Annotated in this window: 35 protein-coding genes and 1 pseudogene; 5 read left to right on the forward strand and 31 right to left on the reverse strand. The window is 36.7% G+C overall.

Going from position 1 to position 24,890, the window contains the following annotated elements:
* Positions 1 to 341: 341 nt before the first annotated feature.
* The 10 genes and pseudogenes from ACIQXJ_RS13150 to ACIQXJ_RS13195 all read right to left on the reverse strand — a co-directional run.
* Positions 342 to 458 (reverse strand): annotated as a pseudogene (locus ACIQXJ_RS13150) (DNA mismatch repair protein MutT); the annotation flags it as partial.
* A gap of 398 nt (positions 459 to 856) precedes the next feature.
* Positions 857 to 1,813, reverse strand: coding sequence for an acetyl-CoA carboxylase carboxyltransferase subunit alpha (locus ACIQXJ_RS13155; protein WP_403054307.1), 957 nt, complete (start codon positions 1,811 to 1,813; stop codon positions 857 to 859).
* The gene (gene accD, locus ACIQXJ_RS13160; RefSeq protein WP_403054309.1) at positions 1,806 to 2,654 is read right to left on the reverse strand and encodes an acetyl-CoA carboxylase, carboxyltransferase subunit beta; all 849 of its coding nucleotides are present in this window, start codon (positions 2,652 to 2,654) and stop codon (positions 1,806 to 1,808) included. Before accD ends, ACIQXJ_RS13155 begins: the two co-directional genes overlap by 8 nt.
* Positions 2,655 to 2,925: 271 nt before the next feature.
* A complete protein-coding gene (locus tag ACIQXJ_RS13165) occupies positions 2,926 to 3,138 on the reverse strand; it encodes a FadR/GntR family transcriptional regulator (RefSeq protein WP_403054311.1) in 213 nt (70 codons plus the stop codon).
* Positions 3,139 to 3,639: 501 nt separating this feature from the next.
* Entirely contained in the window at positions 3,640 to 4,419 is a 780-nt protein-coding gene (locus ACIQXJ_RS13170) for an aminoglycoside phosphotransferase family protein (RefSeq protein ID WP_403054313.1), read from the reverse strand.
* A 632-nt stretch (positions 4,420 to 5,051) separates the two neighbouring features.
* Positions 5,052 to 5,618 (reverse strand): hypothetical protein, encoded by a 567-nt coding sequence (locus tag ACIQXJ_RS13175; protein ID WP_403054315.1) that lies wholly within the window; start codon positions 5,616 to 5,618, stop codon positions 5,052 to 5,054.
* A gap of 15 nt (positions 5,619 to 5,633) precedes the next feature.
* Positions 5,634 to 6,161 (reverse strand): replication-relaxation family protein, encoded by a 528-nt coding sequence (locus ACIQXJ_RS13180; RefSeq protein WP_403054317.1) that lies wholly within the window; start codon positions 6,159 to 6,161, stop codon positions 5,634 to 5,636.
* Between the two features lie 4 nt (positions 6,162 to 6,165).
* Complete coding sequence (locus tag ACIQXJ_RS13185; RefSeq protein WP_403054319.1) at positions 6,166 to 7,533, reverse strand: FtsK/SpoIIIE domain-containing protein; 1,368 nt, start codon at positions 7,531 to 7,533, stop codon at positions 6,166 to 6,168.
* A complete protein-coding gene (locus ACIQXJ_RS13190; RefSeq protein WP_403054321.1) occupies positions 7,496 to 7,690 on the reverse strand; it encodes a hypothetical protein in 195 nt (64 codons plus the stop codon). Before ACIQXJ_RS13190 ends, ACIQXJ_RS13185 begins: the two co-directional genes overlap by 38 nt.
* 194 nt (positions 7,691 to 7,884) lie before the next feature.
* Positions 7,885 to 8,772: a helix-turn-helix domain-containing protein gene (locus ACIQXJ_RS13195; protein ID WP_403054323.1), complete on the reverse strand. Its 888-nt coding sequence runs from the start codon at positions 8,770 to 8,772 to the stop codon at positions 7,885 to 7,887.
* Positions 8,773 to 8,948: 176 nt separating this feature from the next.
* Between ACIQXJ_RS13195 and ACIQXJ_RS13200 the strand changes: the two genes are divergently transcribed.
* The 5 genes from ACIQXJ_RS13200 to ACIQXJ_RS13220 all read left to right on the forward strand — a co-directional run bounded on the left by ACIQXJ_RS13200 (position 8,949) and on the right by ACIQXJ_RS13220 (position 11,480).
* Positions 8,949 to 9,173, forward strand: a complete 225-nt coding sequence (locus tag ACIQXJ_RS13200) for a helix-turn-helix domain-containing protein (protein ID WP_403054325.1) — start codon at positions 8,949 to 8,951, stop codon at positions 9,171 to 9,173.
* Between the two features lies 1 nt (position 9,174).
* Positions 9,175 to 9,465: a helix-turn-helix domain-containing protein gene (locus ACIQXJ_RS13205; protein ID WP_403054327.1), complete on the forward strand. Its 291-nt coding sequence runs from the start codon at positions 9,175 to 9,177 to the stop codon at positions 9,463 to 9,465.
* Positions 9,466 to 9,536: 71 nt separating this feature from the next.
* On the forward strand, positions 9,537 to 10,100 hold the full coding sequence (locus ACIQXJ_RS13210) for a hypothetical protein (protein WP_403054329.1): 564 nt from the start codon (positions 9,537 to 9,539) through the stop codon (positions 10,098 to 10,100).
* Between the two features lie 232 nt (positions 10,101 to 10,332).
* Complete coding sequence (locus ACIQXJ_RS13215) at positions 10,333 to 10,977, forward strand: hypothetical protein (RefSeq protein ID WP_403054331.1); 645 nt, start codon at positions 10,333 to 10,335, stop codon at positions 10,975 to 10,977.
* A gap of 14 nt (positions 10,978 to 10,991) precedes the next feature.
* Positions 10,992 to 11,480, forward strand: a complete 489-nt coding sequence (locus ACIQXJ_RS13220; protein ID WP_403054333.1) for a hypothetical protein — start codon at positions 10,992 to 10,994, stop codon at positions 11,478 to 11,480.
* A 118-nt stretch (positions 11,481 to 11,598) separates the two neighbouring features.
* Here the strand turns inward: ACIQXJ_RS13220 and ACIQXJ_RS13225 are convergent, their stop codons facing one another.
* The 21 genes from ACIQXJ_RS13225 to ACIQXJ_RS13325 form a co-directional block, all read right to left on the reverse strand.
* Positions 11,599 to 11,721 carry a hypothetical protein gene (locus ACIQXJ_RS13225; RefSeq protein WP_403054335.1) on the reverse strand — a complete coding sequence of 41 codons (123 nt, stop codon included), beginning with the start codon at positions 11,719 to 11,721 and terminating at the stop codon, positions 11,599 to 11,601.
* Between the two features lie 266 nt (positions 11,722 to 11,987).
* A complete protein-coding gene (locus ACIQXJ_RS13230; RefSeq protein WP_403054337.1) occupies positions 11,988 to 12,329 on the reverse strand; it encodes a YhjD family protein in 342 nt (113 codons plus the stop codon).
* Entirely contained in the window at positions 12,326 to 12,547 is a 222-nt protein-coding gene (locus tag ACIQXJ_RS13235; RefSeq protein WP_403054339.1) for a transcriptional regulator, read from the reverse strand. The genes ACIQXJ_RS13230 and ACIQXJ_RS13235 overlap by 4 nt, the downstream gene beginning before the upstream one ends.
* A gap of 133 nt (positions 12,548 to 12,680) precedes the next feature.
* On the reverse strand, positions 12,681 to 13,151 hold the full coding sequence (locus tag ACIQXJ_RS13240; protein ID WP_403054341.1) for a PH domain-containing protein: 471 nt from the start codon (positions 13,149 to 13,151) through the stop codon (positions 12,681 to 12,683).
* Between the two features lie 133 nt (positions 13,152 to 13,284).
* On the reverse strand, positions 13,285 to 13,953 hold the full coding sequence (locus tag ACIQXJ_RS13245) for a M15 family metallopeptidase (RefSeq protein ID WP_403054343.1): 669 nt from the start codon (positions 13,951 to 13,953) through the stop codon (positions 13,285 to 13,287).
* A complete protein-coding gene (locus ACIQXJ_RS13250) occupies positions 13,950 to 14,411 on the reverse strand; it encodes a phage holin family protein (RefSeq protein WP_403054345.1) in 462 nt (153 codons plus the stop codon). Before ACIQXJ_RS13250 ends, ACIQXJ_RS13245 begins: the two co-directional genes overlap by 4 nt.
* Before the next feature lie 113 nt (positions 14,412 to 14,524).
* Positions 14,525 to 14,752 (reverse strand): hypothetical protein, encoded by a 228-nt coding sequence (locus ACIQXJ_RS13255; RefSeq protein ID WP_403054347.1) that lies wholly within the window; start codon positions 14,750 to 14,752, stop codon positions 14,525 to 14,527.
* An 88-nt stretch (positions 14,753 to 14,840) separates the two neighbouring features.
* On the reverse strand, positions 14,841 to 15,005 hold the full coding sequence (locus ACIQXJ_RS13260; protein ID WP_403054349.1) for a hypothetical protein: 165 nt from the start codon (positions 15,003 to 15,005) through the stop codon (positions 14,841 to 14,843).
* Positions 15,006 to 15,016: 11 nt separating this feature from the next.
* Complete coding sequence (locus ACIQXJ_RS13265) at positions 15,017 to 15,289, reverse strand: hypothetical protein (protein WP_403054351.1); 273 nt, start codon at positions 15,287 to 15,289, stop codon at positions 15,017 to 15,019.
* Positions 15,290 to 15,293: 4 nt separating this feature from the next.
* Positions 15,294 to 15,980 (reverse strand): hypothetical protein, encoded by a 687-nt coding sequence (locus ACIQXJ_RS13270; protein WP_403054353.1) that lies wholly within the window; start codon positions 15,978 to 15,980, stop codon positions 15,294 to 15,296.
* Entirely contained in the window at positions 15,980 to 16,693 is a 714-nt protein-coding gene (locus ACIQXJ_RS13275; protein WP_403054355.1) for a phage tail protein, read from the reverse strand. Before ACIQXJ_RS13275 ends, ACIQXJ_RS13270 begins: the two co-directional genes overlap by 1 nt.
* Positions 16,694 to 17,341, reverse strand: a complete 648-nt coding sequence (locus ACIQXJ_RS13280; protein ID WP_403054357.1) for a phage tail protein I — start codon at positions 17,339 to 17,341, stop codon at positions 16,694 to 16,696. It lies immediately after the preceding gene.
* Entirely contained in the window at positions 17,334 to 18,449 is a 1,116-nt protein-coding gene (locus ACIQXJ_RS13285; protein ID WP_403054359.1) for a baseplate assembly protein, read from the reverse strand. Before ACIQXJ_RS13285 ends, ACIQXJ_RS13280 begins: the two co-directional genes overlap by 8 nt.
* Positions 18,436 to 18,744, reverse strand: a complete 309-nt coding sequence (locus tag ACIQXJ_RS13290; RefSeq protein ID WP_403054361.1) for a GPW/gp25 family protein — start codon at positions 18,742 to 18,744, stop codon at positions 18,436 to 18,438. Before ACIQXJ_RS13290 ends, ACIQXJ_RS13285 begins: the two co-directional genes overlap by 14 nt.
* A 7-nt stretch (positions 18,745 to 18,751) precedes the next feature.
* Positions 18,752 to 19,408 (reverse strand): phage tail protein, encoded by a 657-nt coding sequence (locus tag ACIQXJ_RS13295; protein WP_403054363.1) that lies wholly within the window; start codon positions 19,406 to 19,408, stop codon positions 18,752 to 18,754.
* A gap of 15 nt (positions 19,409 to 19,423) precedes the next feature.
* Positions 19,424 to 19,837 (reverse strand): phage baseplate assembly protein V, encoded by a 414-nt coding sequence (locus tag ACIQXJ_RS13300; protein WP_403054365.1) that lies wholly within the window; start codon positions 19,835 to 19,837, stop codon positions 19,424 to 19,426.
* On the reverse strand, positions 19,837 to 20,856 hold the full coding sequence (locus tag ACIQXJ_RS13305; protein WP_403054367.1) for a phage late control D family protein: 1,020 nt from the start codon (positions 20,854 to 20,856) through the stop codon (positions 19,837 to 19,839). The genes ACIQXJ_RS13300 and ACIQXJ_RS13305 overlap by 1 nt, the downstream gene beginning before the upstream one ends.
* Entirely contained in the window at positions 20,853 to 21,068 is a 216-nt protein-coding gene (locus ACIQXJ_RS13310) for a tail protein X (RefSeq protein WP_403054369.1), read from the reverse strand. The genes ACIQXJ_RS13305 and ACIQXJ_RS13310 overlap by 4 nt, the downstream gene beginning before the upstream one ends.
* Positions 21,061 to 23,850: a phage tail tape measure protein gene (locus tag ACIQXJ_RS13315; RefSeq protein ID WP_403054371.1), complete on the reverse strand. Its 2,790-nt coding sequence runs from the start codon at positions 23,848 to 23,850 to the stop codon at positions 21,061 to 21,063. Before ACIQXJ_RS13315 ends, ACIQXJ_RS13310 begins: the two co-directional genes overlap by 8 nt.
* A 153-nt stretch (positions 23,851 to 24,003) precedes the next feature.
* On the reverse strand, positions 24,004 to 24,345 hold the full coding sequence (locus ACIQXJ_RS13320; RefSeq protein ID WP_403054373.1) for a phage tail assembly protein: 342 nt from the start codon (positions 24,343 to 24,345) through the stop codon (positions 24,004 to 24,006).
* A gap of 20 nt (positions 24,346 to 24,365) precedes the next feature.
* Positions 24,366 to 24,884: a phage major tail tube protein gene (locus tag ACIQXJ_RS13325; protein ID WP_403054375.1), complete on the reverse strand. Its 519-nt coding sequence runs from the start codon at positions 24,882 to 24,884 to the stop codon at positions 24,366 to 24,368.
* Positions 24,885 to 24,890: the final 6 nt, after the last annotated feature.

Genomic DNA, 24,890 nt, shown 5'->3' on the forward strand with positions numbered 1-24,890 from the left:
GAATTTTTGACTTCTCAAATCTTAACAATATATTCCCTTGATTTATATATGTAATTTTTTCCTTATTATACTAAGCTGCACCGTTAGTTAAAGTGTAATTCTTCACAATCTGACCTATATGTTAACATAAATATCTAGATCTTTTAAAAGTGGTGTTCAATTATATGGCCCTTTAATGAAAAAAGCACTTTCCTTATTCCAGGAAAGCGCCCGATTGTTGCATAGCTATTGGGTGACGATTATTTGTTTTCAACAATTTTATTCTGCTAAGGATTCTCCCTTTATATTTTTTGTTCTTTTTTCTTATTTAAGAGCAATCCCAGCAAGATTCCTATCACAGCAACATTCACTCCGACTTCTTCTAAAATTTCTCGCTTAACTGTTCTCTCTATTATGTCCAACGAATTTCCTTCTTTCGCTACCTTACCTCCAACTAGAGAAAGCAGACCACCAGCATTTTATTAAAAGTCAAGAAATGATTTATTATAATTAATCTATTAATTTATTAATAGAATGTTACACATTATAAAATGAAATTATAAAACGGAATCGACATCAATTGTTGATGTTGGTTTGGAATAAAGTTTGATTAAAAGTTTGTTGCAATCGTTGATTTTATAATAGAAGAAACCCACGCATTTTGAAAAAAGTTTGATCAAAATGCGTGGGTTTTATTTAAATGCGAAGTTATTTTTATCAAACTATATTACAAATAATCGAACTTTATTATAAATGATCAATCTTTTTTACAAACTACAACTCTTTTTTCTCCCATCATTAGGATATTAATTTATTTAAGAAACATTTTTTATCTCTTTACGAACAAATTCACATGTCCAATAACCTAAAAATGAATTTAAACTTCTGTATATTGTCCAATCTTTCTGAATTTCTCATAGCGATCTTCAATTAATTGTTCGCCATTTAGAGAATTCAATGCTTTTAGTGTGACGCTTATACATTCTTTTATATAAGATGCTTGCTTCGCAACATTGCGGTGTGCTCCACCAGTTATTTCAGGGATTATTCCATCAATAACGTCGAGCTCTTTTAAGTCAGGTGCTGTTATACGCATTGCTTCTGCAGCTTGCTTCCCTAGGCTACCATCTCGCCATAAGATCGATGCAGCCCCTTCAGGTGAGATAACCGAATACGTTGAGTTCTCTAACATAAAGACGCGATTAGCTACCCCTAATGCAATGGCACCCCCACTTCCGCCTTCCCCAATAACAATACTAATAACTGGTACTGTTAGAATCGCCATTTCAGAGAGAGTTCTAGCAATGGCTTCACTTGGGCCGCGTTCCTCGGCTGCCTTACCCGGATAGGCTCCTTTTGTATCAATAAAACAAATAATTGGGCGCTTAAATTTCTCAGCTTGCTTCATTAAGCGTAATGCCTTACGATATCCTTCAGGGTGTGGCATACCAAAATTTCGTCGAATATTTTCTTTAGTTGATTTTCCGCGTTGATGTCCAACAATTGTTACGGGCTGTTCTTCAAAGAGAGCAATTCCTCCAAGAATAGCTGCATCATCACCAAATGTACGATCTCCATGTAACTCAATAAAGTTTTCACACATAGCTTCTATATATTGTAAAGTAGTTGGTCGTTCTGGATGTCTAGCAACCTGTACACGATCCCATGGCTTCATATTGGCATAAATAGATTGTTCTAGCTGTGTTAGACGTGTTTCAAGCTTTTCGATTTCTCTTGTCATATCTACATCTGCCTCTGTAGCAATCATTTTTAATTCAGCAATTTTTTCTCGTAATTGTACTACTGGTTCTTCAAAAGCTAAATTTTTAGACATGTTGCACACCGCCTTTTGTATGCATTTTTACAAGCATTACTACTTGATTTCGTAAATCCTTCCGATGGAAAACTGCATCAAGCTGACCATGCTCTAGTAAAAACTCTGACTTTTGGAAATCATTTGGTAATTTTTCTCTTAATGTTTCTTCAATGACACGGCGACCAGCAAAGCCAATCAATGCTTGTGGTTCAGCAATATTAATATCTCCAACAGAGGCAAAGCTTGCTGAAACGCCACCGTATGTAGGATGCGTCATGATCGAAATAAATAATAGTCCTTCTTCACTATGACGTTTTAATGCCGCACTCGTTTTTACCATTTGCATTAATGATAGAATACCTTCTTGCATCCGCGCTCCACCACTAGCAGTAAAAATAATAACCGGTACACGTAATTCAATAGCTTTTTCAACGGCACGTGTGATTTTTTCTCCTACAACGGAGCCCATTGAGCCCATACGGAAATGAGAATCCATAATGGCTACAACAATTTCTTCTCCATTAAGAGTACCTACCCCAGTCAGTACAGCTTCGCTTAATCCCGTTTGTTGTTTAGCCACTGAAATTTTTTCTACATAATCAGGGAAATTAAGTGGATTACTTGTTTGTAAATGATCATCCATTGAAACAAATGAACCTTCATCTAAGAGATATGCTACGCGCTCCTGTGCAGTCATTTTGAAATGATGGTCGCATTTTGTACACACTTTATGATTTTTTTCTAATTCCTTTGTTAACTGAATGTGACGGCATTCTGGACATTTTGTCATAAGTCCTTCTGGAAATCTCTTTTCCTGTCCGTCCTCTTTCTTTTTACTAAATAAGCTACGTATTACCATGTTTTACTCCCCCTTTGTTGTCTAAATGCCTTGTTCAGCATTCATCCACTGTTGGTAAGCTTTTAATGCTTCTTTTTCATAGCCAAGCTGCATCGATTTCAACGGTCACCGGCATAAACTGCTAACTGAAACCAGACTTTTAGTGAAAGACGATTTCCTGACGTGATGATTATTTCTCGTAAAACATCCCGACAATTAATCGTACTTTCTATCTCTAGTTTTACAAAAAAACTGCCCCACACTGGTAGTGTTCGCAGAGTCTCTGTACAACTTATAACGCGAATGGCTTCCTTTTGAAACGTACCTTCCCATGTCTCGTTTCAATAAATCCTAATAACTCTAAACTTCGCAATGCCTCTCTCACAGAGGATCGCCCGACACCTAGACGTTCTGAAAGGACTCTTTCGGAAGGTGACTTTTCACCAGCCTGTATTTTTTCTATTTTAATAAGTTGTCGTAATTGTTGGACGATATCTAAAAACACTTTCTTTTGTCCGTTTTTTTATCCATACGATCAACTCCTCGGTCAATCTATTCGCCTTGGAATAATTATTACTGTCGCTTTCCTTTCGCGCAGATAAACAATGCATCCAAAGGCTTTATCTTCATTCAGTAGGTGTTTGGATACCTACTAAAAAGAAACAAAATCCACCATCTTCAGATGATGGCGTCTCTTACTGAATGAATTCAAAAGTGGTCTGGCCACTTTTGAAGTTGGCTTTATCTTACAAAATAATTATTTGAAAGTAAAGAAAAAACTGCATAAAAATTTATGCAGTTTCTAAAATTCTCTTCAATTTCATATTCTTTTCGTCGTTTGTACATATTTTATTTTCCCTTGAGGTCTACCAAAGCACTTTTCAAGCGTTCTCTCAATGTAAAGCAATTCATCTTCTAGTAAAAGCTCCTGAACAAGATGAAAAACTTGCGGGAATAAGGTTACAGAAACCGTTCCAAACTTATCCTGAAGCATGTAAACGGTGACCTACAAGGAAAGTACGTACCCGGCATCGTCCGGACGTGGCCCACTGAGCCAATACCCAGGGTTAAAAAAAACGAGTTTATCGGTTTCCTCTTGAAAGGCATTTGGTTTGGGACGTATTGCTAAAGATAAATCGAATCTTGGGTCACCGTAAGCAGCGTTTCCCCAATCTATAATCCTAGAAATAATGCCATCCTGAACCAATACATTATCAATTGTAAAATCACTATGAATTAAAGTTTGGTTCTCAATATCTAAAGGTTGAGTAATAATTTTTTCTAATAGTTCTTTATTCCCGTCAACTTGAAGATTTTTAAAATTATCTTCAGCTAGACATAACATATGACTTAACCAATTTGTTTCATTTTTAAATGCTGGTGGACAAGATGTATGATGAATTTCAGAAAGTGCTTTTCCAAAATTAAAAAGAACTTCTTCTCGTTTCGCCTTGTTTTTTTCGTTAAATAATGCTGAACGTATTGTTTCACCTTCTAAACATTCCATAAGTAACCAAGATTCCATCGGGTTTTTTTCAACAAATACATGTACTTTCGGTATAGATATTTTATTTTGTCTAAACAAAATATCCAAATTCATTGCTTCTTTTTTTAACAAAGAGCAATTGAGCTCACCTTTCGTACGTTTTAAAACATACTTTTCTGTATATGCTTCTAAGATTATGACATCCGATGTGTAGCCTTGACTTGGAAATTTAGTCGAATCAATAGTAGGAATAAAACTTTTAATTTCTAAAGGTATTTCGCTTAGTTCAATAGGTTTCAAAAACTTCACTCCCATATAGTCTATTTTAGTATATATACATAAAGCATAGCATTCCCAAAGTGTCATTTGGTAATATTTAACAAAACAATGTTATTCAACAATCTGGCCCGTTTGTTGAATAAATCAATCACATTTATAAACACATTTATTATTTTTCAAACGACTAATTTAATACAAATGATCAAACCTTTTTATAATCCTACATTATAAATATTCATCGGGAAATTACCCTTTCTAGGAACACTATTTAAATGATTAATAAAAAATAATGAAATATGGGTAGTCTGCTCGGCTAATTGTATGCAATTAGTTACATTTAACCTTTTTGCGGCTTAATTCAATAACAGTCACGAAACATTTATTAATACCTTTCTTGTGTAGAAAATGTGTAGAAACTTTTCATTTTCTATCCTTTTCGAATGGATTCTCAAAAAAAGGAAAAGCGCCTCAAACCCTTGATACTAAAGGATTTGAAGCGCTTTTCAGTTGGTTCAAACTTGTTCTATCTGAACCTTGATACGTCCCAGGAGGACATATTAAAACATTATTACATCAGTATTTCGAAACAACCACGCCTACCTTTTGCCTACCTTGCATTTTTAACACCCCATCACATTATGTTCTTATTTCTTTTATACAGCCTTACCAATCGTTCTAAGTATCTCCAAGAATAAAGGTGACATTTGAATTAATACATAACCTAATCCAGCATTCATAATTGTATTCCATGCTCTTTCACTATTACCTAACATAAAGAAGAAGCATGCTCCTATCATAATCACTGAAGCAACTGGGAAAGATATCGCGACCATTACTTGAATCATCGGATCTAAAATGTTTGCTAGCATTTCAAGTGACTTATCAGCTATTATTCCAGTTGGCTGCGCTAAAGCATTTACTGGAATAGCAGTCGATGTATACGCATCTACAAGCGATTGTACAGGTTCTACAGATACAGGTATAGATTGTTGTACACTTTGCACCGCAGCCACCTCATTGATTGTGGAAGGCACACTAGCCATCTTGTTATATGCAAACAAACCGATTGCCCCAACTGTAGGTATGGCTGTCATTAATGCAACATCTTTACGAGTCGCAAATTTAGATTCCTCACGCATTTTATCTAGTGCTTCAAATCGCTCCGTATAATCTGTAAACTCACTAGCTGACACTACTTGCATTTTCTTTTTGAATACCATTTATTATCCCCCTCGTTATTGAATATCGGTAATCGTAAATACTTTGCACTTTAGCCCTCCACAGGATTCTTCTAGCTGCTTACGCCTTAATTCTGTTGTTGTAAGCCAAACGATTGTTGGATAATAGCCCATCTGTTTAACTAGGCTATCCATTAACAATACATATCGTTTAATCTTTTCACAGTTCTGCTTCATGGTTTGTAAATTATCGACTTCTAAAAAGTGCTTAAATCCATTTTGCGAAAACATGCCATCCACAATGATATTTGTAGTGCCGTCAGAAATCTTCACTTCGTTTTTCCAATCCCTTGGGCACCTATAGAACAGCCAAAATTCGTTTCGCATGATGGTGTGATGTACATGCCCGCCTACCCTTCGGACTTTATCGCAGCCAACATATACACGACCTAATTTACTAAGGTAATAAATCGTTTCGTAGCCATCTCTAATGGATGATAGATATTCTGATAAATTGTGGAGGACTCTATTTGTATTTCGTTTCTTCCCTAAATTGAAATATCGACTGAGTTGATCACGCGTCATGAAATCAAACTTCTTCAAAAGTAACAGTATCTGTTCGTCTCGGTTTGATAGCTGTTTCTTCAACGCGCTCCCCTTTCTTTTCAATGATGTGAGGTTGTATCGTATCGTGGATAATTTGTGAAGTGATTAGTGGTGTTTGTAGTATTTCTCGTTTATCTGCTGTTTGGTATATAGCTCTACCTTTAATCATCGGTAAAGACTCTGCCCCTTCTGCATCCAGTACAACACGTGATGCAACGGCTGATTGCACTCTAAAGCAAAGCTTTGCATCTGCATTTTGTTTTACTTGTCGAGGGATAACATCACCTACTGGATATTGTGTTGCTACGACTAGCCTAAAGCCTAGCCCTGCCCCAAGCCTTGCTATTTGACTTAGGATTGTTTGGCATTCTTGTTTCAGTAATTTCTCACTACGTGTAACTGCTTCGGCAGCATTAAGTTCCCCTACTTCATCGACAATGACAAAATAACGTTCTTTGATACCCGCATGTTGGACACTCTTCTTACCCATTCGTTTTAAATCTCGTTGAATATCTCTCATCTTTTCATATGCCATCTGTAAAGTGTGGAGGGCTTCTTGTGGCTCATATGCAATAGAAACCGTTTGTTTAATATTTTCATAGTCGCACAGTTCAACTCCACCCTTTAGGTCAATTAAATAAAGGTTTGTGTGCTCTGGTTCACCATGCACCAGACTACAAATAGTTGAATTGATGAAATTACTTTTGCCGTATCTTGTGGCACCGCCGAGGACTACATGCGGCACCATTTCAAAGTCATGGTACTTCAATTCGTTTAATGCCCTCGTTACGCCTACAGGTACTTTCCAACCTTCTCCGGGAATGAAAGAGACTTCTTTAGTGAGTGGTTTATCGTACACTCTGACAATTAGTAATCCATCATAAGCCAATTCAATTTCCTTTTGCTCCGTAAGTTTTGCCTTCCACAATTGTTGAAGCTGAGGAAAAAGATCTCCGCTGAAATTTAATTGGCGTAAATCATTAAAGGTAACGTTCTTCTTACGATTATTCAGTCCATCCTCTAGGACCTTTCGTTTCGCTTCATAGTCACTGAAGGAACGTCCTAAAGGTATACGGTACTTATATTCCCAACCCCACTCGTATTGGTGCTTTCTAATAAGCTGAGTTGTCAATGTGTCCTTACCATCTTTAACGTTTAATCCAGCAAGTGAAATAATGCGTTGAATTTTTCCACTATCATTTGTAGACAGTCCCTTGTGTTGCGAAAAAGCTTTCAATGCAATTCCGCCCATCAATCCAGTTGTTAAAATTTCAAACAGCACATTTTCATCCCCTTTCTTTTGTTGATTAAAATCAATACCAATGCCCAGAAAAAGTCCTACATAAATCATTTCTTTCTTCATCTAAAAACGCTAATTCTTCTCGCAATTTTCTATACTTACGGTTGTTTGGTGAATTTTCGTCAAAGTCCATTTCAACCTCACAAATTTTATACGCCAGATTATCGAGTTGTTTTTCTAATCTTTGAATCTTTTTACTTAATCTCACGTTTCCATCACCCCTTACTCTTCATTTTTTAAATCCATCCGTCACGGTTCTCTTACGATAGTAAGAGTTGCATGAAATGAGCATATTAAAATAAAGCTTGAAACATTGATACGACAGCATTTCATATATGCCCCTTCTAATTCTCATAGGGTAATCAATCGGGCGCTATATCGGGCATGCGAAGGGGCATACACTTACCATTCAAGCCAGTTATCCAACGCTGGTCTATTAATTGATTGTGGAAGGCTATCGCGTTCTTTCAACCAATTGTAAAACGGTACTGGACGTTCTTTAAATTGAGTTTCTTCTATAGATGAAGATTTACTCGACTTACTTTCTAAACGGTCAATAGCCTTGTTATATGCTCCTACAAATACGGCTCTTAATGTACTAGCTACAGTTAAAGTACCTTCTTTAATATCCATTGCAATCTTGAATAGAACATTTTTCGCTTTAATGAAGTCAGTTGCATTTTGAACCTGTGCAGCTAATACAACCTTGTGTAGTTCATCTTTCAAGTTATCTGCCAATGGCAAGCTATTCATAAAATCAAATAGCATCACCTGGTACTCATTCATGTACTCCTTTTTCTTTTCAGCTTGCAAAGCCAATTCATTACCAAGACTCATAATATTATTTGCTTGTTTAGAACTTAAAAGATTAAAAGAGTTTAAAGATAGGTTTTCAGATTGTGGACGGCAAACCACGTCATTACTGCTTTCTTGGGCTGTCACTCGTTGGGACACGCTCGATGGGACATAAGGTAAAATGCGATAAATACTAGCCCCTTTAATGCCGTTTAATTTGCTTTGCACTACCTTTTCTACAATGCCTAATTCCACTATTTTCTTAACACTTCGATAAACCGTCTTTGTACTGATTTCCAATGCATCAGCTATTGTTGATGCCTTTAAATGGCATGCTCCTGTATGTTCTAAGCTGTGATTAGCAAGTTTGTAAACGATAGCTCTTTCTGATTCTGTTAGGTCGTAATAGTGAACTGCCATGTGGTCTTCAACACTCTTATCCATATCTGCTACTGAATCAAATGTTGTGTATTGTGCTAAGTATTCGAATGCCATTTTTCATTTCACCTTCTTTCATTCGTTATTCAATTTCGTAATTCGGTTTTAAATTACGATTTAAATCTTTAAACACATAATACATTTACGAATTTCGGAAGTCAAATAAAAATTGCGTAATTCAAAGAAGTATTTTATAATTAATTTACGAATAAATATAATATGGTGGTGAGTAAATGGTGAAAGCAGTCAAACTAAGATTGAGAGTATTACTTGCAGAACGTGAGTGGGAGCAGAAGGATTTAGCCGATCGTACTTCACTATCAGCTAGGACAATTAGCGAGTTGTACAATAACAAAACTAAAAGTTACACAAAACACGCAATTGATGAGCTTATAAACGCTTTCGAAATTACAGACATGAATGAACTTTTTTCTATTGTAGAAAACGAGGTGAATTGAATTGGAATTCCAACAAATTGATACTGGTAAATTATTAAAAACAATTCGTGAACACGCAGGATTAACTCAAGAAGAATTAGCTCATAAAGTAAATACAGGACAATCCAATATCTCAAAAATAGAAAAAAATGCTGGTACACTATACTTAGACTTTTTAATGGATTGCGCTAAGGTAACCGGGACTCAAGAAATGGTAGCTGAAATGCTTTTCGGAAAGGAAGCAGTTGAAAAAGCTAAGGAACTAATAAAATCTTCAATTCCTTCACAGGCAGTAAAAACAGATAACCAATAATGGTTGTCTGTTTTTTGTATGTACTTTCACTTTCAAGTTTCCTAAAATGGAAATATAAAGGGGGTTGTACAATGAAGAAATTATTATACATAGGAGCCATGTCTACACTCTTACTTACTGCTTGTGGTGAAGCTGAAAAGCCTATTCCTGAAAATAAAACTATTGAGTATCCTTTACCTAGCGATCAAGCTAAAAAAGATACTGAGTTAAAGGCAAAAGAAGAGGAAGAACAAAAAGCTAAAGAAGCTGAGGGAAAGGTTCTAGCTGAAAAGGAAGTCAAAGTAGAACCTGAAGCCATAGCTGATGCAGAAATTACAGTTAATGAGGTAAAAGAAATAATCGAGTATTCAGGTATGGGTGAGGGCGATAAATTAGTTAATTTAAATGTTGGAAATGGCGAGATTAAAGCTGTCATAGACTTAGCGCCAAGCCCATTCAATTTTCCAGCAAAAGATCTTGCAGTGACTTCGTACCAAATGGCATCTGATGAATTATTAACAGTAGAGGGTTGGAATACACTAACAATTGAATATGTTGGTGTTGGCACAATATCTATGAATGTATCCGAGAAGGAATCAAATGAATTCAATATGTATTATTTTCCGGCAACAATCATTACAGAAAAGATAAAGTAATTACTTCTAGTCACTCAAATGAGTGGCTTTTTTATTTTGCCGTTTTGACTCCTAGTTATGACGTTCTTCAAATCTAGTTCTCTGGTGTGTTCTTTAATAAGTCAAAACTATTAAGTTACGACACTATTAATAAATATATAAATTCTTTTTCAAAAAAGGAGGTATTTGGAAAATGTTGAAGAATTTATTGTTATAACATCTAAACCCTATTTTCTTTAGGAGGGAGGTATTAATGAAGAAAAAAATTTTATTTCTTTTCATTTGTGTATTATTTTTAGTTAGTTGTCAACAAAGGACAAATCAAGAGAAACCAATAGATTCGAACATTGAATCTGAGGTTGCCTTTTTTCCTGACACTGAAATGAGCTTAACATTAAAAGAAGCAATTGAGGTTGCTCAAAAAGAGGCACTTAAGTGGAATAAAGAAGCAATGTTATTTAGCGGAAACAGTGTTGACAACGATAAAACTCCCACAGGAATGGATGGCAAAAGAAAACATTGGAACATTGAATTTGGGATACCAGGTAAAACAGATTATTACCTAGTAACTATACGAGATGGAAAGCCAAATGAAAATGCGCATGTACCTGCAGGATTAGAAGTTATGCCCAAAAGTTACTTTATCAACAGTGTTGGTGAATTTAAGTTTGACACGCCTGAATTACTAAAAAAGGGGCAAAAAATCACCAAAATATTCCCTGGTGACACTTTTGCTAAGGGATATAATTTTATTTTTACTAAAGATCCACAAAAAAACATTCCAATTGTAATGGTTATCGGCTGGGATCAGGACAGGAAAAACATGATTTATTTAGAGTTTGACGCAGTAACAGGAGATCTAGAAGGAGAAATAGAAAAGGAACAATATAAAAATTAAAAGGAGTTGTATTTATGAAGAAGATATACACGTTCATCTCTATATTAACTTGCTTTATATTTATTTTTACATTTTTACCGAAAACGCATGCCGCCGAAACGCAAGACGTTGAAACACAGGACATTGAAGCACAAGACGTTGAAACAAAGGCCGCCACAGAACATACTGCAGGAGTAGTAACTGGTTATACAGGTAGCACAATAGGACATGGTGGAACAAAGTATCCAAACGAACAATATAATACTGTTGCAATTCATCAAAAATCAACAAACAATCATGATCCAATATTTAATTTTGGTACTACTATACTCACAAAAAATGCATTATATGTACCTGGCTATGGTAATAAAACTATTTTTAAAGTAACTGATACAGGCGATTTAGATAGAAAGAGAGATTTATATTGGTTTGATGTGTATTTCGGTCTCACTAACACTACCAATACTAACAACGCCAAACTATTTGGAGTATCGAATACAAATATTGCTTACACTGCTTACTAAATTTATAACAATAAAAATCATACACTAGACAAGCCTAGTGTATGATTGAATTGTATATATTCGATCAAAAAATTTGTAAGTATTCATTGTGATAATGAAAAATGACCAAAATAGTAACTTAACTATTTTGGTTCTTTTTTTGTTTTTTCTTTTTATTTGGATAAGTAGGGAAGCCACAACGTTCAGATTGTTTTTTTACACCTTCAATGATTTTACGCTTTTTTTCATCTGCTGTATTCATAAATTTTCACCTCATGGTTGTTTACTTCAAGTATGGCCAAGATTAATATTTTTTAAAGGAGATATTAAGATATGTAAATAAACATGGGGAGTCTCATCATTCATGGGCTTCATTACTTGCACATGTCATGGATGAAGTAGGTACTCCAGTATCAAGAATAAGCGAGGCTGTCAGTGATTTCATTGATTTGAAATGGAGGGAATGAGTAAGTGTAATATTTTAATAAACAAAAAGACCAGGCACTCACTTAGAAAATGAGCGCCTGGTTATTTATTTTGGTGACTTAAAAGCAGTTTCTCAACTTGTGTTTTTAAGGCCATATTAGCATAAGTCAATACTAAATCTTCACCTGCAGTGGCAACAATTAAGTCACTAAAATATTCATCAGTCTTTTCCCATCTTACTACTCTTATTTTATCTTTAGCCAACAGCCTCTTAGAGTTGTAACATTCTTGTGAAATGTCATCTAAAAGCTTATCGAGTATTGGTAAATATACTTTACTCATTTTAAGGTTTTCAATTACCTTGTAGTCACGTTGTAATGTTTGTACAGCCATATCATAAACCACATATTTATGTAGTAGTTGTCTTTGCTCTGCTTTAATCATACAACTGAACGCTCCTTGTGAATGATTGGAACAACTGCTAATACGCTATCAATCACGAAAGTACGCTTTGCCTGTCTTGTAAAACAGTAAGCTTGAAATGAATCACCAACAATTTTAATGACTTTTATGCGTCTTTTTGTTATGGAACCATCCTTTGCTACATACATCATGTTTACTAATTGATTACGTTGCATTGCTTTTACCAGTTGTTCTTTCATCACCGTCACTCCTCCAACAAGAACATTCGTTTGTATTTATATTAGAACAATCGTTCGCTTTTTGGCAAGTGTAAATTTTTGAGAACAAAAAAAGACCAGGCTCAATTGCTGCCTGGAGATTTATTATTAGTGCTTATTTTAAAGCTTTATTTATTTCGTTAATCCAACTTTTCCCGCCATAAACAACAAATGTAGTTTCTTTTCCTTCTCTATCAAAAATAAGGATTCTTTGCGAAATCAAAAGGTTTAATCCAAGTTCTGTTTGACCTATATTATTTAAACTTACTTCCCAATATAAATTTGGATTGATATTGACAGCATGAGCGCAAAAAATCAATCTTTTGTTTGTTAACAATAAGCGACCGCCATCTGATTTAGATGCACTGTAATACATATTCGCCACGCCAGAGCGTATTGGCAATTCGTTTACACCCATTTCAATTTCGTGAAAAAAGATTTTTGTATAGGTTGGTTTAAATTCATTTAAATCATATGTTACTTGCTTTGCTTCTGATGTAATGATGTAACTACCACAATATTCACAGTTGTTTTCTTTAGGGTTTAATGCTGCAGCGCAATTTGGACAATTTAAAGCTTTAGCCATCGCTTCATCGCTCCTAATTATGTATTGGAAAATATTCCTTTAATAAGAGTATACGTTGGAATCTTGAATATACAAATATTGCTTCAAAATAAAAAAGACCAGGTTCATGTCTGAGTACCTGGTCAATTGTTTATTATGCTGCTCGTCGTTGCTGTATTGTGATGTATAAACCAATTAAACGATCCGTGGTCATCACACCATTTTGCAAATCCTTCAAATGTGAAGCATTAATAATCCCCTCCTTCACCGCCTGTGCAATAAAGTTTTCAGTTTCTGTTCTTATAGCTGGTGAACCTGGATTCCAATTTGTATTTGCCATTTTGATTTCCTCCTTCTTGTCTTCCACAATTAATTGAACTTTCATTTTGCTGTTACTTGGGACAATTACTTGTCCTTCTAATTTGTAGCCTTTAGGCATTAACCAAGTTGGTTTAACTTCAAAATGAGGACGATCAATGGCATTTTTCCAAGTACCTCCCCATTCGATTCCTAGCTTTTTCGCTATAGCTCCAACTCGATTTAAAGTAACGACATCATACAATGATTGTGGAGGGCCAACAGCGATATCCCATGCTAATCGTGATTTATGATTACTATCTAACGTCCAAGTTACAATTTGTCCTGGTCGTGTTCTACCTTGTGCATAGAGGTATTTTTGTCGTTCCTGCGAACGATAAGTTTCAGTAATGAAGATGTTTTTAATGCCTGCTTTGTAGCACTCCTGGAAAAGCAATCGACAAGCTGTTTGTGCTGCAGGTAAAAGCTCGGCCAAGTCTCGGCATGTTGTTGTAACACTTGTCATCGTTTCTCACCGTCCTTCAACTCAATATCAACATTCTTTCCAGCTAATTCATCTAGAATTTCAGTGCCAAACCCTTCTTTTTGTATCTTCTCTCCTTCAATTACCTTTAACTTTTCAGCGAGGTTTGTAGGCACCAGAACACCTAATTCAGCCATATTTTCAGTTATGGATAATGCTTCATTAGCGATGTAAAATAACACTGTCGCAAAGGTTAATGTGCCGTTTAAAGCTAAAACTTGGTCAACAATGTTTGCTGTGATAATTACGATTAAGACTAACAACTTGCGTGCATAACCAAAGAGGCTTTTACGACTCCATAAGTTACCGTTTTTCGTTGCTTTGAAAATCCCTGTTATGATGTCTAACCCCATTAATAATAGTAATAAGTGTAGAAATTTAACTCCGCCAAATAAATATAAATGTGCTACTTCTAAATATTGCAAATTCATTCCTCCCATAAGCTCACGCTCCTTTTTTTACATAATAAAAGCCCTCCACAGTAGCTTGTGAAAGGCATAAAAAATAACGCTAAGCATCTGCTTGCGTTTACTTTGTTACATGGATCCCTGTATTATTTTTTGTACTTCCTATATTTCTTACGTTTGTAAGGTTTAAGTGGTTCACACACACCTACTTCAGTCAGGCGTATTGTCTTAGGCGCTTCATTCACAACTTTTGCTAACTGTGCTATTGATTCCAACTCTTCTGACGATGCTAATGGACTTAGCACCTCTATTCTTTTAATAACCCATTCTGCTATTGCATTGTTCATTTTATCAACTTTATTTTGTTCTAACATGTAAAAACACTCCTCTTAATTTTAATGTTTTTGTTATTAACTTACTGCACAATATGGGACTAATTACGAATAGCCAATAAAAATAACTCTAAGCATCTGCTTGCGTTTTCTGTGCGTCCATTATGCTAATTAGTTCCACATACTGTTCTTGTGAAATTTTCGTCATCATTAAAAATAGGCTTAAATCCGATTCTAACGTTTCGTAATTATAATTACCTGAATTAATAACAATTTTGGCTGCTTTGTAAATCATGCTTATTCCTCCTATAATCCAATTTCTTTTTGTAGTAATAACATTTCAGTATTTAATAACGTTTGTGCCTGCATTTCTTCTAGCGTTGGTTGAGGTTCGACAGGAATAGGCTCTGGAATGATAGGTGCTGTAAACTCGCCTGTTTCGCTATTGTAACCCCAACCTTCTTGTACGTCAGGTTTGCTTGTAATATCAACTAAAGTAATATTTGGTGCAAACTCTGGTTTTTCGTCTGCTTCAAAAATCCAATGCGCTTTATCGTATAAAATTTGTGCGAATTTCATTTAATCACTCCCACCATTTAATTATTAAAATCCCATTTCCGCCGTTACCAGTACCGAAACTAGAGCCTCCTACACCGACTGTAATAGTATAAGTGTTGCCGGTTGTAACTGAGATAGGCTGGTCAAAAACATAATCTCCAGCCCCGCCACCACCACCACCTGGAACACTTGGTCCGGCCCCGTCTCCTAACGCACCCTTTGCTTTAGTAGGTGCATTACCTCCGCTGAATCCAGCACCTCCGTAAGTTACATTGCTAAGACTTTGTCCACCATCACCTCCAGCACCAGCACCTATACCTCCTAAACCACTTTTTAAAGTCAAATTACCTCCGCCGCCACCACCTGAAAGAGAAAACAACGAACCGAAACTTGTTACACCTCCAGATAAACCATCAGTATTAGAGAGGCCTCCTCCGCCGCCACCAGCACCGCAACCTGTTATATAAACTTCAGTAACACCATTAGGTACTTTGAATGTTCCATTTGTTGTGTAAGTTTTCGACTTTAATACTTTCCCTACGTTTTTATTTGAAATTTGTGCGCTGACGTTTGCTACATCTTGCTTAACTTGGTCTACACTTGTCTTTGTTGTATCAGTAGTTGCTTTGATACTATCCACTACCGTTTTAATTGAATCAACAGCCGTTTTTATAAGAGCTTGTACTTCAAAGCTTGGCAACTTATAAGGCATTATTCTACCACCTCCACATAATCCATAGTTGGGCAATTATAAGTTGTATCCCAACCTAGAATCATTTGATATTTTTTATTTCCTTCGATGAATTGATTATGTTTCGCCATATCTTCCAAATGTGCAGTAAGAGTGCTATTAACTTTGTTGACCGCCTCCACAATGTTTTTGGTATTTTCAACTTCATTCTTGGTGAAATCACCAATTTTATCGATAATTTGTGTAGTGTTTTGTGCTATAGAAGCCACTTTATCATCTACATACTTTTTACTTGCAAATATGACTGCAGGATCCACTTTTAATGTCACAGCACTAGCATTTGATACCTCTAAAATCATACGTAAATACAAATCTTTTAAACTTCCTTGTGTGCTTGCAGGTTTATATGTTTCAGGAACCTTTCCAATTGCTAAAAGGACACCTGCTGTGTTGAAAAGGCCTATTTCCCTGACGCTAAAACCTCCTGCAGTTGCAGGGATAACGGCCTCTACAACTACCCAATTTGGATTTGTTTCATCGATTGAAATCGAATTAATAGGCCCTCTCCAAACTTCGTTAGCAAGCTTAGTAGCATTAGCTACAGGATTATAATACGCGCCGTTACTATCACCTACAGCTACATTAGAAAAATCTACTTTACTTTGAGAAACTTGTGCGTTTGCAAATGCGGCCATACCAGCGTTCGTTAAAACTGTGTAAAAATTTTCAGCCATCTAATTACCCCCTTTTGGGAAAATCGTTGTTGTATCAAAGAACTGTTGGCCAGATCCGATACGATAAGTACCTTTTGTATCAATATTTGTGATTTGCCATGGAAACACCGATATTTCTTCACCAAAAATTGAACAAGCACCTACATGCGTTTTGCAATTTGTAGTAAAGAAAACATCTATTGTTTCTAAATGTGAACGGATATTTTTATATTCATTAATCATCGTGATTAGCGAACTTAGTGTCTCTTCACTAACGCTTTTATCCTTGATGTTAACTTCAATCTTAAAATAATAAGGTTCTCCTCCGTATTGGAACCATTCTTTTAATTTACTATCAAGAGCTAGCTTATTAAAAACTAGCTGTATAGCTGCGGGCGTGCCCTTTTTTCTATGCAAACTAATTGAAGATTTCACTAGATTTCTTTTCTGGTCAATCGGTAAATTAGTCTGATAGAAATCGACATGCTTTTCAAATGCTAATAAATCAAGTAATTCACCAGGCATAACATCAATGTTAACTAAATTGCTAATAATTTCAGCTTCTTGATACGCTTGTTTTAATTGAATTTCAACAGCCTCAGCAATGGCTACGAGTACAGGATCCTGACGTAAACTATGGGGCAATAATTTCAATACATCACTAGTCATTTGTTAACCCTTTAAATGTTATTTCCGCTGATAATTCAACTGCCACCTCGGTATCTTCTATTTCAATAAACATTGGTGTGCTTACAGATACACGTGCAGCACCTGCTTGTTTTAATCGTGCTATAAGTTCTGAAAAGTCAACGTCCCTCCCCAATTTAGAGCGTTGCCATTCTAAATAGGCATCAAAGGCTTGATTTACTTGCTTCTCGATAATTGTAGAAACTGTACTACTTTTGTTGGCAATCCAATATTCTACCGCAACGCTGTAGTTAACAATAGAGGGTGCATTAATACTAACCTTGTCAGTTAGTGGGCGAGTTTGTTCATCCATTAACTTCGATTCAACTAATGCTAAATCTTCCTCACTTGGTAGCCTTCCGTTGGCCATCAAAATATAAATAGCAACTTCCCCTGGAACTGGTGATTTTACTTTAACATCGATAATGTTTTGACTAGCTGCCTTTGTCCAATAAATATAAGCACCTTCGGGACCAGCTACTGAAAAGCTTTCTGGTGCTAAACGGATTCTTTCGGCATATGCATCATCAGTTTCCTCGTCTGCTCCACCACTTGTAATGGTTGTATTTTGAACAGATTTGACATACGGTAGTGGCTCTACCAATGTGGATATTTCCCCTACTAAGAAGCCATTTCCAATTTCCCCTGGTTCTGAACACGTTGCCTCAACAGAAAATAAATGCGTACCAGTAGGAATAACATGATTTTCATCGGTAACAAAATATACATCACCAACTTGGTATCTAGTTCCTGAAGAAATGGGCAGTACATCCACACGATCTTCTTCTAACACAAAAGCCATTGTTGTTTTTGCATACTTGGCTGGTAGACGTTCTGTAGACATTTCAACACCCATATGATCCAATATGTCATCCTCAGCATAAGACAATCGATTCTGACGCAAGCCATGCTCTAACTTGTTTCGCTCGATAGAAACAAAGGCAGCGAATGCTTGAATAAATTTTAGCCTTGGATCTGCTCGTTGCAATGTTAGTCCTGTTTTTTCCCTAACATGAAACAATATTTCACTTTCAATTTGCTCAGGAGCCTTATCTAAAAAATATACATCAGGCAACTCAAACCGACTCATTAATACTCACCTTCGCTTTCGGCTTTAAACTACCAGCTAAACCATCCCCTGTAACTTCGATTGATTCAATTAAAGCCCGTGGTTCAAACTTGTGAACTGCTGCTGTAATATCTGCTGTTATTCTTGCTTTCGCAATATTAATTGGCCTATCAATAACAGTCATATCTAGCCCAAACTCTCGGTCAAGTGGGCAACTCATCATAGCTGTGGCCATAATAAAAGCGACATTCTGTAGAATTTCATCTACGCCTGTCGCTCCAAAATCAATATTTTTCATCGGCTCTACTTCATACATGAGGCTATCACCCTTTCTTTAACGTAGAGTATGAATTACTCGCTGTAATGTATTTACCCCCACCAAGGGAGTACCAACCATTCTTTTCTTCATACACCGTAAATTTTTGGTCCTTCATGGCGTATCCCAATACTTTATGCTTTACACTTGGACCATTGCGTATATGGACCGATTTAACAGTAATCGTCATTGTTCCAAGGGATTTTTTATTGCTCGTATCCGTTTTTTTCTGTATGTTAGCTGTTGTCTTTTTTACTGGTACTTTACTGTCTACATACTCTTTTAAAGACACGGTTACTTCTGCTGAAAACACATTTCCATTAGGATCAATGTTTCTTAAACCTGACGATACATCTGCAATAACAAATTTGTTTGGTGCTATTGGTTTTTGACCTAAGATGAAGTGATGAGCTTCGCCTTTATTTTGCATGCCTTCTAACTTAGCAATCTCTTTTAAAGGATTGATGCCATGTTCAGCGCGCAACAATATTCTATAAGAAATATCAATTAGACCTGGTCCATTAAATTCTAATTTTGCTTTATTTCCTTGAATGTCATGTTCATTCCACTTAGCACTACTTTTTTTCTCTAAATCATTAAATGTTAGAAGCTTATTAGTGGACACCTCAAAAATGACATCCCCGAAACTGCCTATTGTAGCCATTCACACCACTTCCCTTTACTCGGTGGACGCAGTACCACCTGGAGAAATTAATTGCCCATTTATTTTAACAGGCCCTTTTGATTCTATATTTATTTCACCTGTAATATTTAGATTTAATAAATGTGTTTTGGAGTCATATTCAATCAAGCTGCCATCTTCAAATTCGATACAACGCTTTTCTGGATCCGTACATGGTGGAGGTGTCACACCTGAATAATAAGCTCCTAAAATAAAGCCTTCACTCCGTTTTGTAAAAATACAAAGTACGCTCTCTCCAACCTTTGGCATCCAGTAATCTTTATTCTTTAAGGTCCCACGATATAAAATAAATAAAGGAGCTGAAATTTTGTCGTCTTGTTCTTCAATTTTAACGCGCGCTGTGCCATTAGTAGAATCAATGGTAGTGACTTCGCCTACTTGCACTCTCACTAATATCCCTCCAAACATTTGCGTAAATCTAGCGTGATTTTACTTTTGTTATTTTGAACCTTGGTTACAATATATTTTCCGTTTAAACGGCCAAAACCAATTAACTTAAACGTCATTCCCGCATCGATGTGCATTTCGCTTATGACACCTAAATTAATTGTAGTAGCATTCTTATTTGCTTCTCTCAATCGCTTCTTAGCAAGTTTTTGGGCTTCAGCTACAGATTTAACCTCTTCCTTCACCACTAATGTACGGCCAACCTTTGGAGCCTTTGGAGGTGTGAAGGAACCTTTTATAGTTTTCTTTTTACTTGCATCATGTGACTGTACACGACAATCTTTGTACAATCCTGTGAGCGTTGTATTGAAACTCCAATCAAGCACCTGTATTTTGCATGTTTCTTTGCTAATACGAATAATCGTATCGACTACAGGTTTAGCTTCGTAATCTGCTTCATCTAAAACAACAATTGAGCTATTAGATAATTTAAGGCATAAACCTTCTTCTTTACACAATCGATGCAAAAAGGCTAAATCTGATTCAGATTCTTGTTCGTAGCGATCTTTTTTAGGATTTTCTTTTGTTTCCCAAAATAGTTTTAACTTATTAGCTTTCGCAATATCACTTATCACTTGTTTTAGTGTTGCCTTTTCCCACGCTTTGGATTTTTCTTGACCGCGTATAGATGTAGACTCGGGTACTGCTAATGCTTTAATTGTCATTTTAGTAGGTGGTCCACCGCCACTTAAATCATCCACTTCAAACTTCCCTAGCTTTGTTTTCACAATATTATCTGTCCAATAAGATTGAACCTTTTCAGCTTCTAGTAGGGATCCTTTTGTTGGAAACCAATCATTTAACCAATGTGCATCAGCATCCTGTAAAACTAACTGTAAATCGTCTATTTCATCACTTAAATTGTCGGTATACGTCCAATCAATTAAATCGTCGCCTAATTCATCAGTCAAACGAGTATTATTGTAGATTACATTTAATCCTGTTCGTCTTGCCATCGTCATATATCATCAGCCTCTCCAAGCCAACTAGGACGCTCATTGTAAATAGATGTATCTATTTCAGGGACATTTAAGACAATATCGCCAGTAAAAAAAATTGTGGCGCGATGCATTGGATTTGCTTCAAGTAAAAGGGGAAGCAAATACTCGCTCCCCCATAACTTGTATGCAATTAAATCCCACGTATCGCCTTGAATGGTTGTATAACTATTCATAAGCTGTCCTCCTTGAAGTAGCACCACCAGCGTTAGGAAGTTGGATATTATCAATACGTGTTTTAAGTGTATTTAAAGCCGAAATTACATTTTGTATGGCTGGTTGAATGCCTTGAATTGAGGAAATCCATCCAGTCGCTTGTCCAATGGTAGATGCTAAAGTGGCCATATTAGTGTTTGAAAGGTCTGTGGCCGTTTTTAATGCATAAAACGATGTAACAAGATCAGTACTTACTTGGCCAGAATACATAGTCAAATTATCCATGTTAACGGCTGTTGTACTAGCGCTTGTTTGCAACGTTGTAAATGAGGTAGCAATTGCTGTAAGAGCTGTATTGGTACCCTCTAAGGTTGTTGCAAGTTTGGTAGCAGATGCATTTAATTGTGTTGTATCAAGTCCTTTAGTAGCCTCTGCAGTGGATTGTTTATTTGGCGTCTGTTCTGGCGGTTTGCTTGTGGCTGCATTACTACCACCTCTTGCCGTATCTACGGCTTTGCCACCTAACCATTGGCCACCGATATATCCAACTGCACCACCAAGTAGTCCACCGATAGCAGTACCAATACCAGGTGCAATCGCTGTTCCTATAACTGCACCTAGTTTAGCTCCACCTAAGCCTCCTGCAAGTCCTCCTGCAGCTTCTGACGTTGCCTTTACTTTATCATCAGATTTAATGATACTGTAGGCATCCATTGCAAGGCTCACTGGTAACATTACTTTACCACCAGCTTTCCCTAGTTTACCCCAGGTACTTGCTCCGCGTGATGATGTTGGAGGAGTCGAGGCCACTGATGGAGTAGGAGTAGGAGTAGGCGTAGGAGTTGTAGTTCTACCACTATAATTTGGTATTGCACCTGTTTGACTCGGCCCAACGCGTCCACCATAGTTTGTTACTGTACCTGTTCGACTTGGTCCCATACTTGCACTATTATTTGGTGGGTTTGTTGTTGCTGCTCTTGTTGATGAGGTTGATCCCGTTGTAGCAGTTGTCGTAGGAGATTGAGATGCTGACTGCCTAGACTTATATTTTTCCATTCCCCATCTACCTGCACCAATACCACCTTTAATAAGTGTTCCGCCACCCATCATCCATGCAGCTGCTCCTAAGCCCAACGCTCCACCTATATTTCCATCTAATGCACTTGAAATCGCTCCACTTGTTGCTCCTGTTAGACCTGCCATCCATGCTTTGCCTGCAATAGTTCCTAGTTGAGTAAAAATACGGCCCATTGTTTCTCCACCTGATCCACTCAACCATGCTTCAGCTTTATCCATAGCAGTATCTAACATGTACTCAACTTTTTCGCCTAAATCCATATTGCTAAACAATTCGTATTTCTGTAGTTCTCTATTATATTGATTGATCATATTTTGAGCGTCTGCTGGATCCATATTCGGCTCGATTTTAGGCTTTATGGGCTTTGCATGGAAAGGAGCTGTAATGTCACTCAAAACCATAGCTACAGCTTCTCCAGCTTGCTCAATACTTCCCATATTATTTTCAATCATTGATGCAATGCCATCGAAAGTTGTTTTTAAAACATCTAAAGATGGTGTCGCAAAGGCAATTTGAGCAGATTCGAGCGCGCCAAACATTTGCTCCTTAGAACCAGCATAATTATCCTTCATTACAGTGGCAGCCTTAGCTGCAGCCCCACCACTATTTTCAAGCGCTTTAGTCATCTCATTAATTTTAGCAGGACCTGAACCAAATAAACTTAACATGGCCGTTGATGCTTCTGTTCCAAAAATAGTTGCTGCATATTGTACTTTTTGTGTTTCAGAAAGTTTTGATGTAGCCTTCTCCCAATCTTTTGAAAGCTCAGTAAGGCTTTTAAATTTTCCTGAAGAATCAATTGCAGTCATATTTAAAGCCTTTAAAGCTTTTTTGGCTTCTGTTGGTGGCTTGGATAATCGTACTAAAGCCATTCGTAAGGCTGTTCCTGCTTGCTCTCCAGCCAGACCTTTATCGACTAAAATACCTGTTGATGCAGCCAATTCTTCTAGTTTAATTCCAAGTGTATTTGCGACAGGTGCAGCATACTTGAATGAGTAACCTAAATCACCTACACCTGCAGCTGTTTTATTGGCGCTCATCGCCATAACATCAGCTACTCGACTAGCCTCATTCGCTTCCATACCGTACGCATTAATAGCTGATGTAACGACATCTGATACAAGGGCTAAATCCTCTCCCGATGCTTCCGTAGCTGCTATTAACCCTGGCATAGCAGCAATAATTTTGGTTGCATCAAAACCTTTAGCACCAAGTTCATCCATTGCCACAGCTACTTGTGATGCTGACAAACTGGAGCTAGCCCCTAATTTTAGAGCTTCTTTATTTAAAGCTGTCATTTCACTTCTAGTTGCCTCAGTTTTAGCTCCAACTTTAGCCATTTGAGCTTCAAAATCTGATGCTGTGTTAAGTGAAGAAACAGCAGCTGCTGTTGCAGCTACAGCTGTGCCAACAGTGGCAAACCCTGCAGCAGTTTTTACTGTATTCATACCACTCGAAAAAGTAGTTTTAAGTGCACTTATTCGTCGCTGACTACCTTCTAACTGTCTTAGTTCTCGAGACAACCTAGCTGTACTTTCCGCATATTGAGACTGATGAATATTACCTTGTCGATATTCACGCCCTAACCGATTCATCTCACGTTGGGTTTCTCGTGCGCGGTTTCTTAAATCATTTAAATTTGTAGTGGCTCTCTGAAAAGTACTGTTAAAGGATCGACCAACGGCACCATTGATTTCAACATTCATTTCAAGACTTCTAGCCACCGTTATCATCTCCTTTTTCGCTCATTACTTCCTTCCAATCTTTTAAAGAACCAAAAGTTTGTTTTTCCCAATATTCAATTGAGGTGAAAGAACTAGAGGCTAAAGTAAGAAGTAATCTTTTTATAGCCTTAGCCCCTTCATCTGATCCCACTATTAGAAGAAAAAATTTCGTGCTGAGAATTGAACTTCTACAAAGTCTTTTAGTGATAATTTTTCTAAATCATCAGGTAAAATGCCTGAAGCTTTTGAAGCAATTTTTAACAGTACATGTTGATTGTAAATTGAATTAAACCCTTCTGGATGGTCCTCTGTTTTTAATTCCTCATCGATTTGTAATACGTCAGCCCCTGTCAACTTTCCGAAGTTCAGTTCAACTTCATGTAAAAGAGCCCCATCGATTTCGATAGGACTCTGTAATGTAACAACTTTTTTATTTGGATTTTCTACAACTTCCTCTTTTTTAACTGCGTTTTGAACACCTGTATTTTCTTTCATTTCTCATCTACTCCTTTATGTTATAGTCCTAAGCCTTCTCTAATTCTTGCACCATAATCTATGTCATCCACTTTATAGATGTAATTATGACGATCGTACTCATAAAGCACTTTTCCGTTTTCTTCAAGCTTAATATAGTGAACCTCAACTTCAGATGATCCCTCATAAGGTGAACCCTTGGCAACTTTACCTAGTGAGTTTTTTGTAACGGATCCTAAAATAAGTACTCGTGAAGGAGTAACCTGATGTTTTCGATTCTTTGTATCGAAGTGCTGATTAAGTAAACGGCAATCTAGTTTAATGCCATCTGGTTTGTAAAAATCAACTAATTCTTTTGTAATTACACGCCAATTTAATTTTACTTGCATTGATTCTAAATGGCCGAAGTTAGGACTTTCATATTCACCAAAAATCCCTGCACCATTGACAGTTTCAGTCATAAAATTTAACTCTGGTAATTCTACGTCTGAAACCCCTAATAAATCAGGCTTATCATTAGCAAAAATCCTAAACTCATTTAATTTTTCTGGAAAAATCATTCTTGT

The organism is Lysinibacillus sp. NPDC097868 (genome assembly GCF_044761135.1).
Taxonomy (GTDB): domain Bacteria; phylum Bacillota; class Bacilli; order Bacillales_A; family Planococcaceae; genus Lysinibacillus.

Coding starts and splice junctions, on each gene's coding strand:
- ACIQXJ_RS13155 (WP_403054307.1), bottom strand. CDS start 1,813: ATGTCTAAAAATTTAGCTTTTGAAGAACCAGTAGTACAATTACGAGAA.
- accD (WP_403054309.1), bottom strand. CDS start 2,654: ATGGTAATACGTAGCTTATTTAGTAAAAAGAAAGAGGACGGACAGGAA.
- ACIQXJ_RS13175 (WP_403054315.1), bottom strand. CDS start 5,618: ATGGTATTCAAAAAGAAAATGCAAGTAGTGTCAGCTAGTGAGTTTACA.
- ACIQXJ_RS13180 (WP_403054317.1), bottom strand. CDS start 6,161: ATGACGCGTGATCAACTCAGTCGATATTTCAATTTAGGGAAGAAACGA.
- ACIQXJ_RS13185 (WP_403054319.1), bottom strand. CDS start 7,533: ATGATTTATGTAGGACTTTTTCTGGGCATTGGTATTGATTTTAATCAA.
- ACIQXJ_RS13195 (WP_403054323.1), bottom strand. CDS start 8,772: ATGGCATTCGAATACTTAGCACAATACACAACATTTGATTCAGTAGCA.
- ACIQXJ_RS13200 (WP_403054325.1), top strand. CDS start 8,949: ATGGTGAAAGCAGTCAAACTAAGATTGAGAGTATTACTTGCAGAACGT.
- ACIQXJ_RS13210 (WP_403054329.1), top strand. CDS start 9,537: ATGAAGAAATTATTATACATAGGAGCCATGTCTACACTCTTACTTACT.
- ACIQXJ_RS13215 (WP_403054331.1), top strand. CDS start 10,333: ATGAAGAAAAAAATTTTATTTCTTTTCATTTGTGTATTATTTTTAGTT.
- ACIQXJ_RS13220 (WP_403054333.1), top strand. CDS start 10,992: ATGAAGAAGATATACACGTTCATCTCTATATTAACTTGCTTTATATTT.
- ACIQXJ_RS13225 (WP_403054335.1), bottom strand. CDS start 11,721: ATGAATACAGCAGATGAAAAAAAGCGTAAAATCATTGAAGGTGTAAAA.
- ACIQXJ_RS13230 (WP_403054337.1), bottom strand. CDS start 12,329: ATGATTAAAGCAGAGCAAAGACAACTACTACATAAATATGTGGTTTAT.
- ACIQXJ_RS13235 (WP_403054339.1), bottom strand. CDS start 12,547: ATGAAAGAACAACTGGTAAAAGCAATGCAACGTAATCAATTAGTAAAC.
- ACIQXJ_RS13240 (WP_403054341.1), bottom strand. CDS start 13,151: ATGGCTAAAGCTTTAAATTGTCCAAATTGCGCTGCAGCATTAAACCCT.
- ACIQXJ_RS13245 (WP_403054343.1), bottom strand. CDS start 13,953: ATGACAAGTGTTACAACAACATGCCGAGACTTGGCCGAGCTTTTACCT.
- ACIQXJ_RS13250 (WP_403054345.1), bottom strand. CDS start 14,411: ATGGGAGGAATGAATTTGCAATATTTAGAAGTAGCACATTTATATTTA.
- ACIQXJ_RS13255 (WP_403054347.1), bottom strand. CDS start 14,752: ATGTTAGAACAAAATAAAGTTGATAAAATGAACAATGCAATAGCAGAA.
- ACIQXJ_RS13260 (WP_403054349.1), bottom strand. CDS start 15,005: ATGATTTACAAAGCAGCCAAAATTGTTATTAATTCAGGTAATTATAAT.
- ACIQXJ_RS13265 (WP_403054351.1), bottom strand. CDS start 15,289: ATGAAATTCGCACAAATTTTATACGATAAAGCGCATTGGATTTTTGAA.
- ACIQXJ_RS13270 (WP_403054353.1), bottom strand. CDS start 15,980: ATGCCTTATAAGTTGCCAAGCTTTGAAGTACAAGCTCTTATAAAAACG.
- ACIQXJ_RS13275 (WP_403054355.1), bottom strand. CDS start 16,693: ATGGCTGAAAATTTTTACACAGTTTTAACGAACGCTGGTATGGCCGCA.
- ACIQXJ_RS13280 (WP_403054357.1), bottom strand. CDS start 17,341: ATGACTAGTGATGTATTGAAATTATTGCCCCATAGTTTACGTCAGGAT.
- ACIQXJ_RS13285 (WP_403054359.1), bottom strand. CDS start 18,449: ATGAGTCGGTTTGAGTTGCCTGATGTATATTTTTTAGATAAGGCTCCT.
- ACIQXJ_RS13290 (WP_403054361.1), bottom strand. CDS start 18,744: ATGTATGAAGTAGAGCCGATGAAAAATATTGATTTTGGAGCGACAGGC.
- ACIQXJ_RS13295 (WP_403054363.1), bottom strand. CDS start 19,408: ATGGCTACAATAGGCAGTTTCGGGGATGTCATTTTTGAGGTGTCCACT.
- ACIQXJ_RS13305 (WP_403054367.1), bottom strand. CDS start 20,856: ATGACGATGGCAAGACGAACAGGATTAAATGTAATCTACAATAATACT.
- ACIQXJ_RS13310 (WP_403054369.1), bottom strand. CDS start 21,068: ATGAATAGTTATACAACCATTCAAGGCGATACGTGGGATTTAATTGCA.
- ACIQXJ_RS13320 (WP_403054373.1), bottom strand. CDS start 24,345: ATGAAAGAAAATACAGGTGTTCAAAACGCAGTTAAAAAAGAGGAAGTT.
- ACIQXJ_RS13325 (WP_403054375.1), bottom strand. CDS start 24,884: ATGATTTTTCCAGAAAAATTAAATGAGTTTAGGATTTTTGCTAATGAT.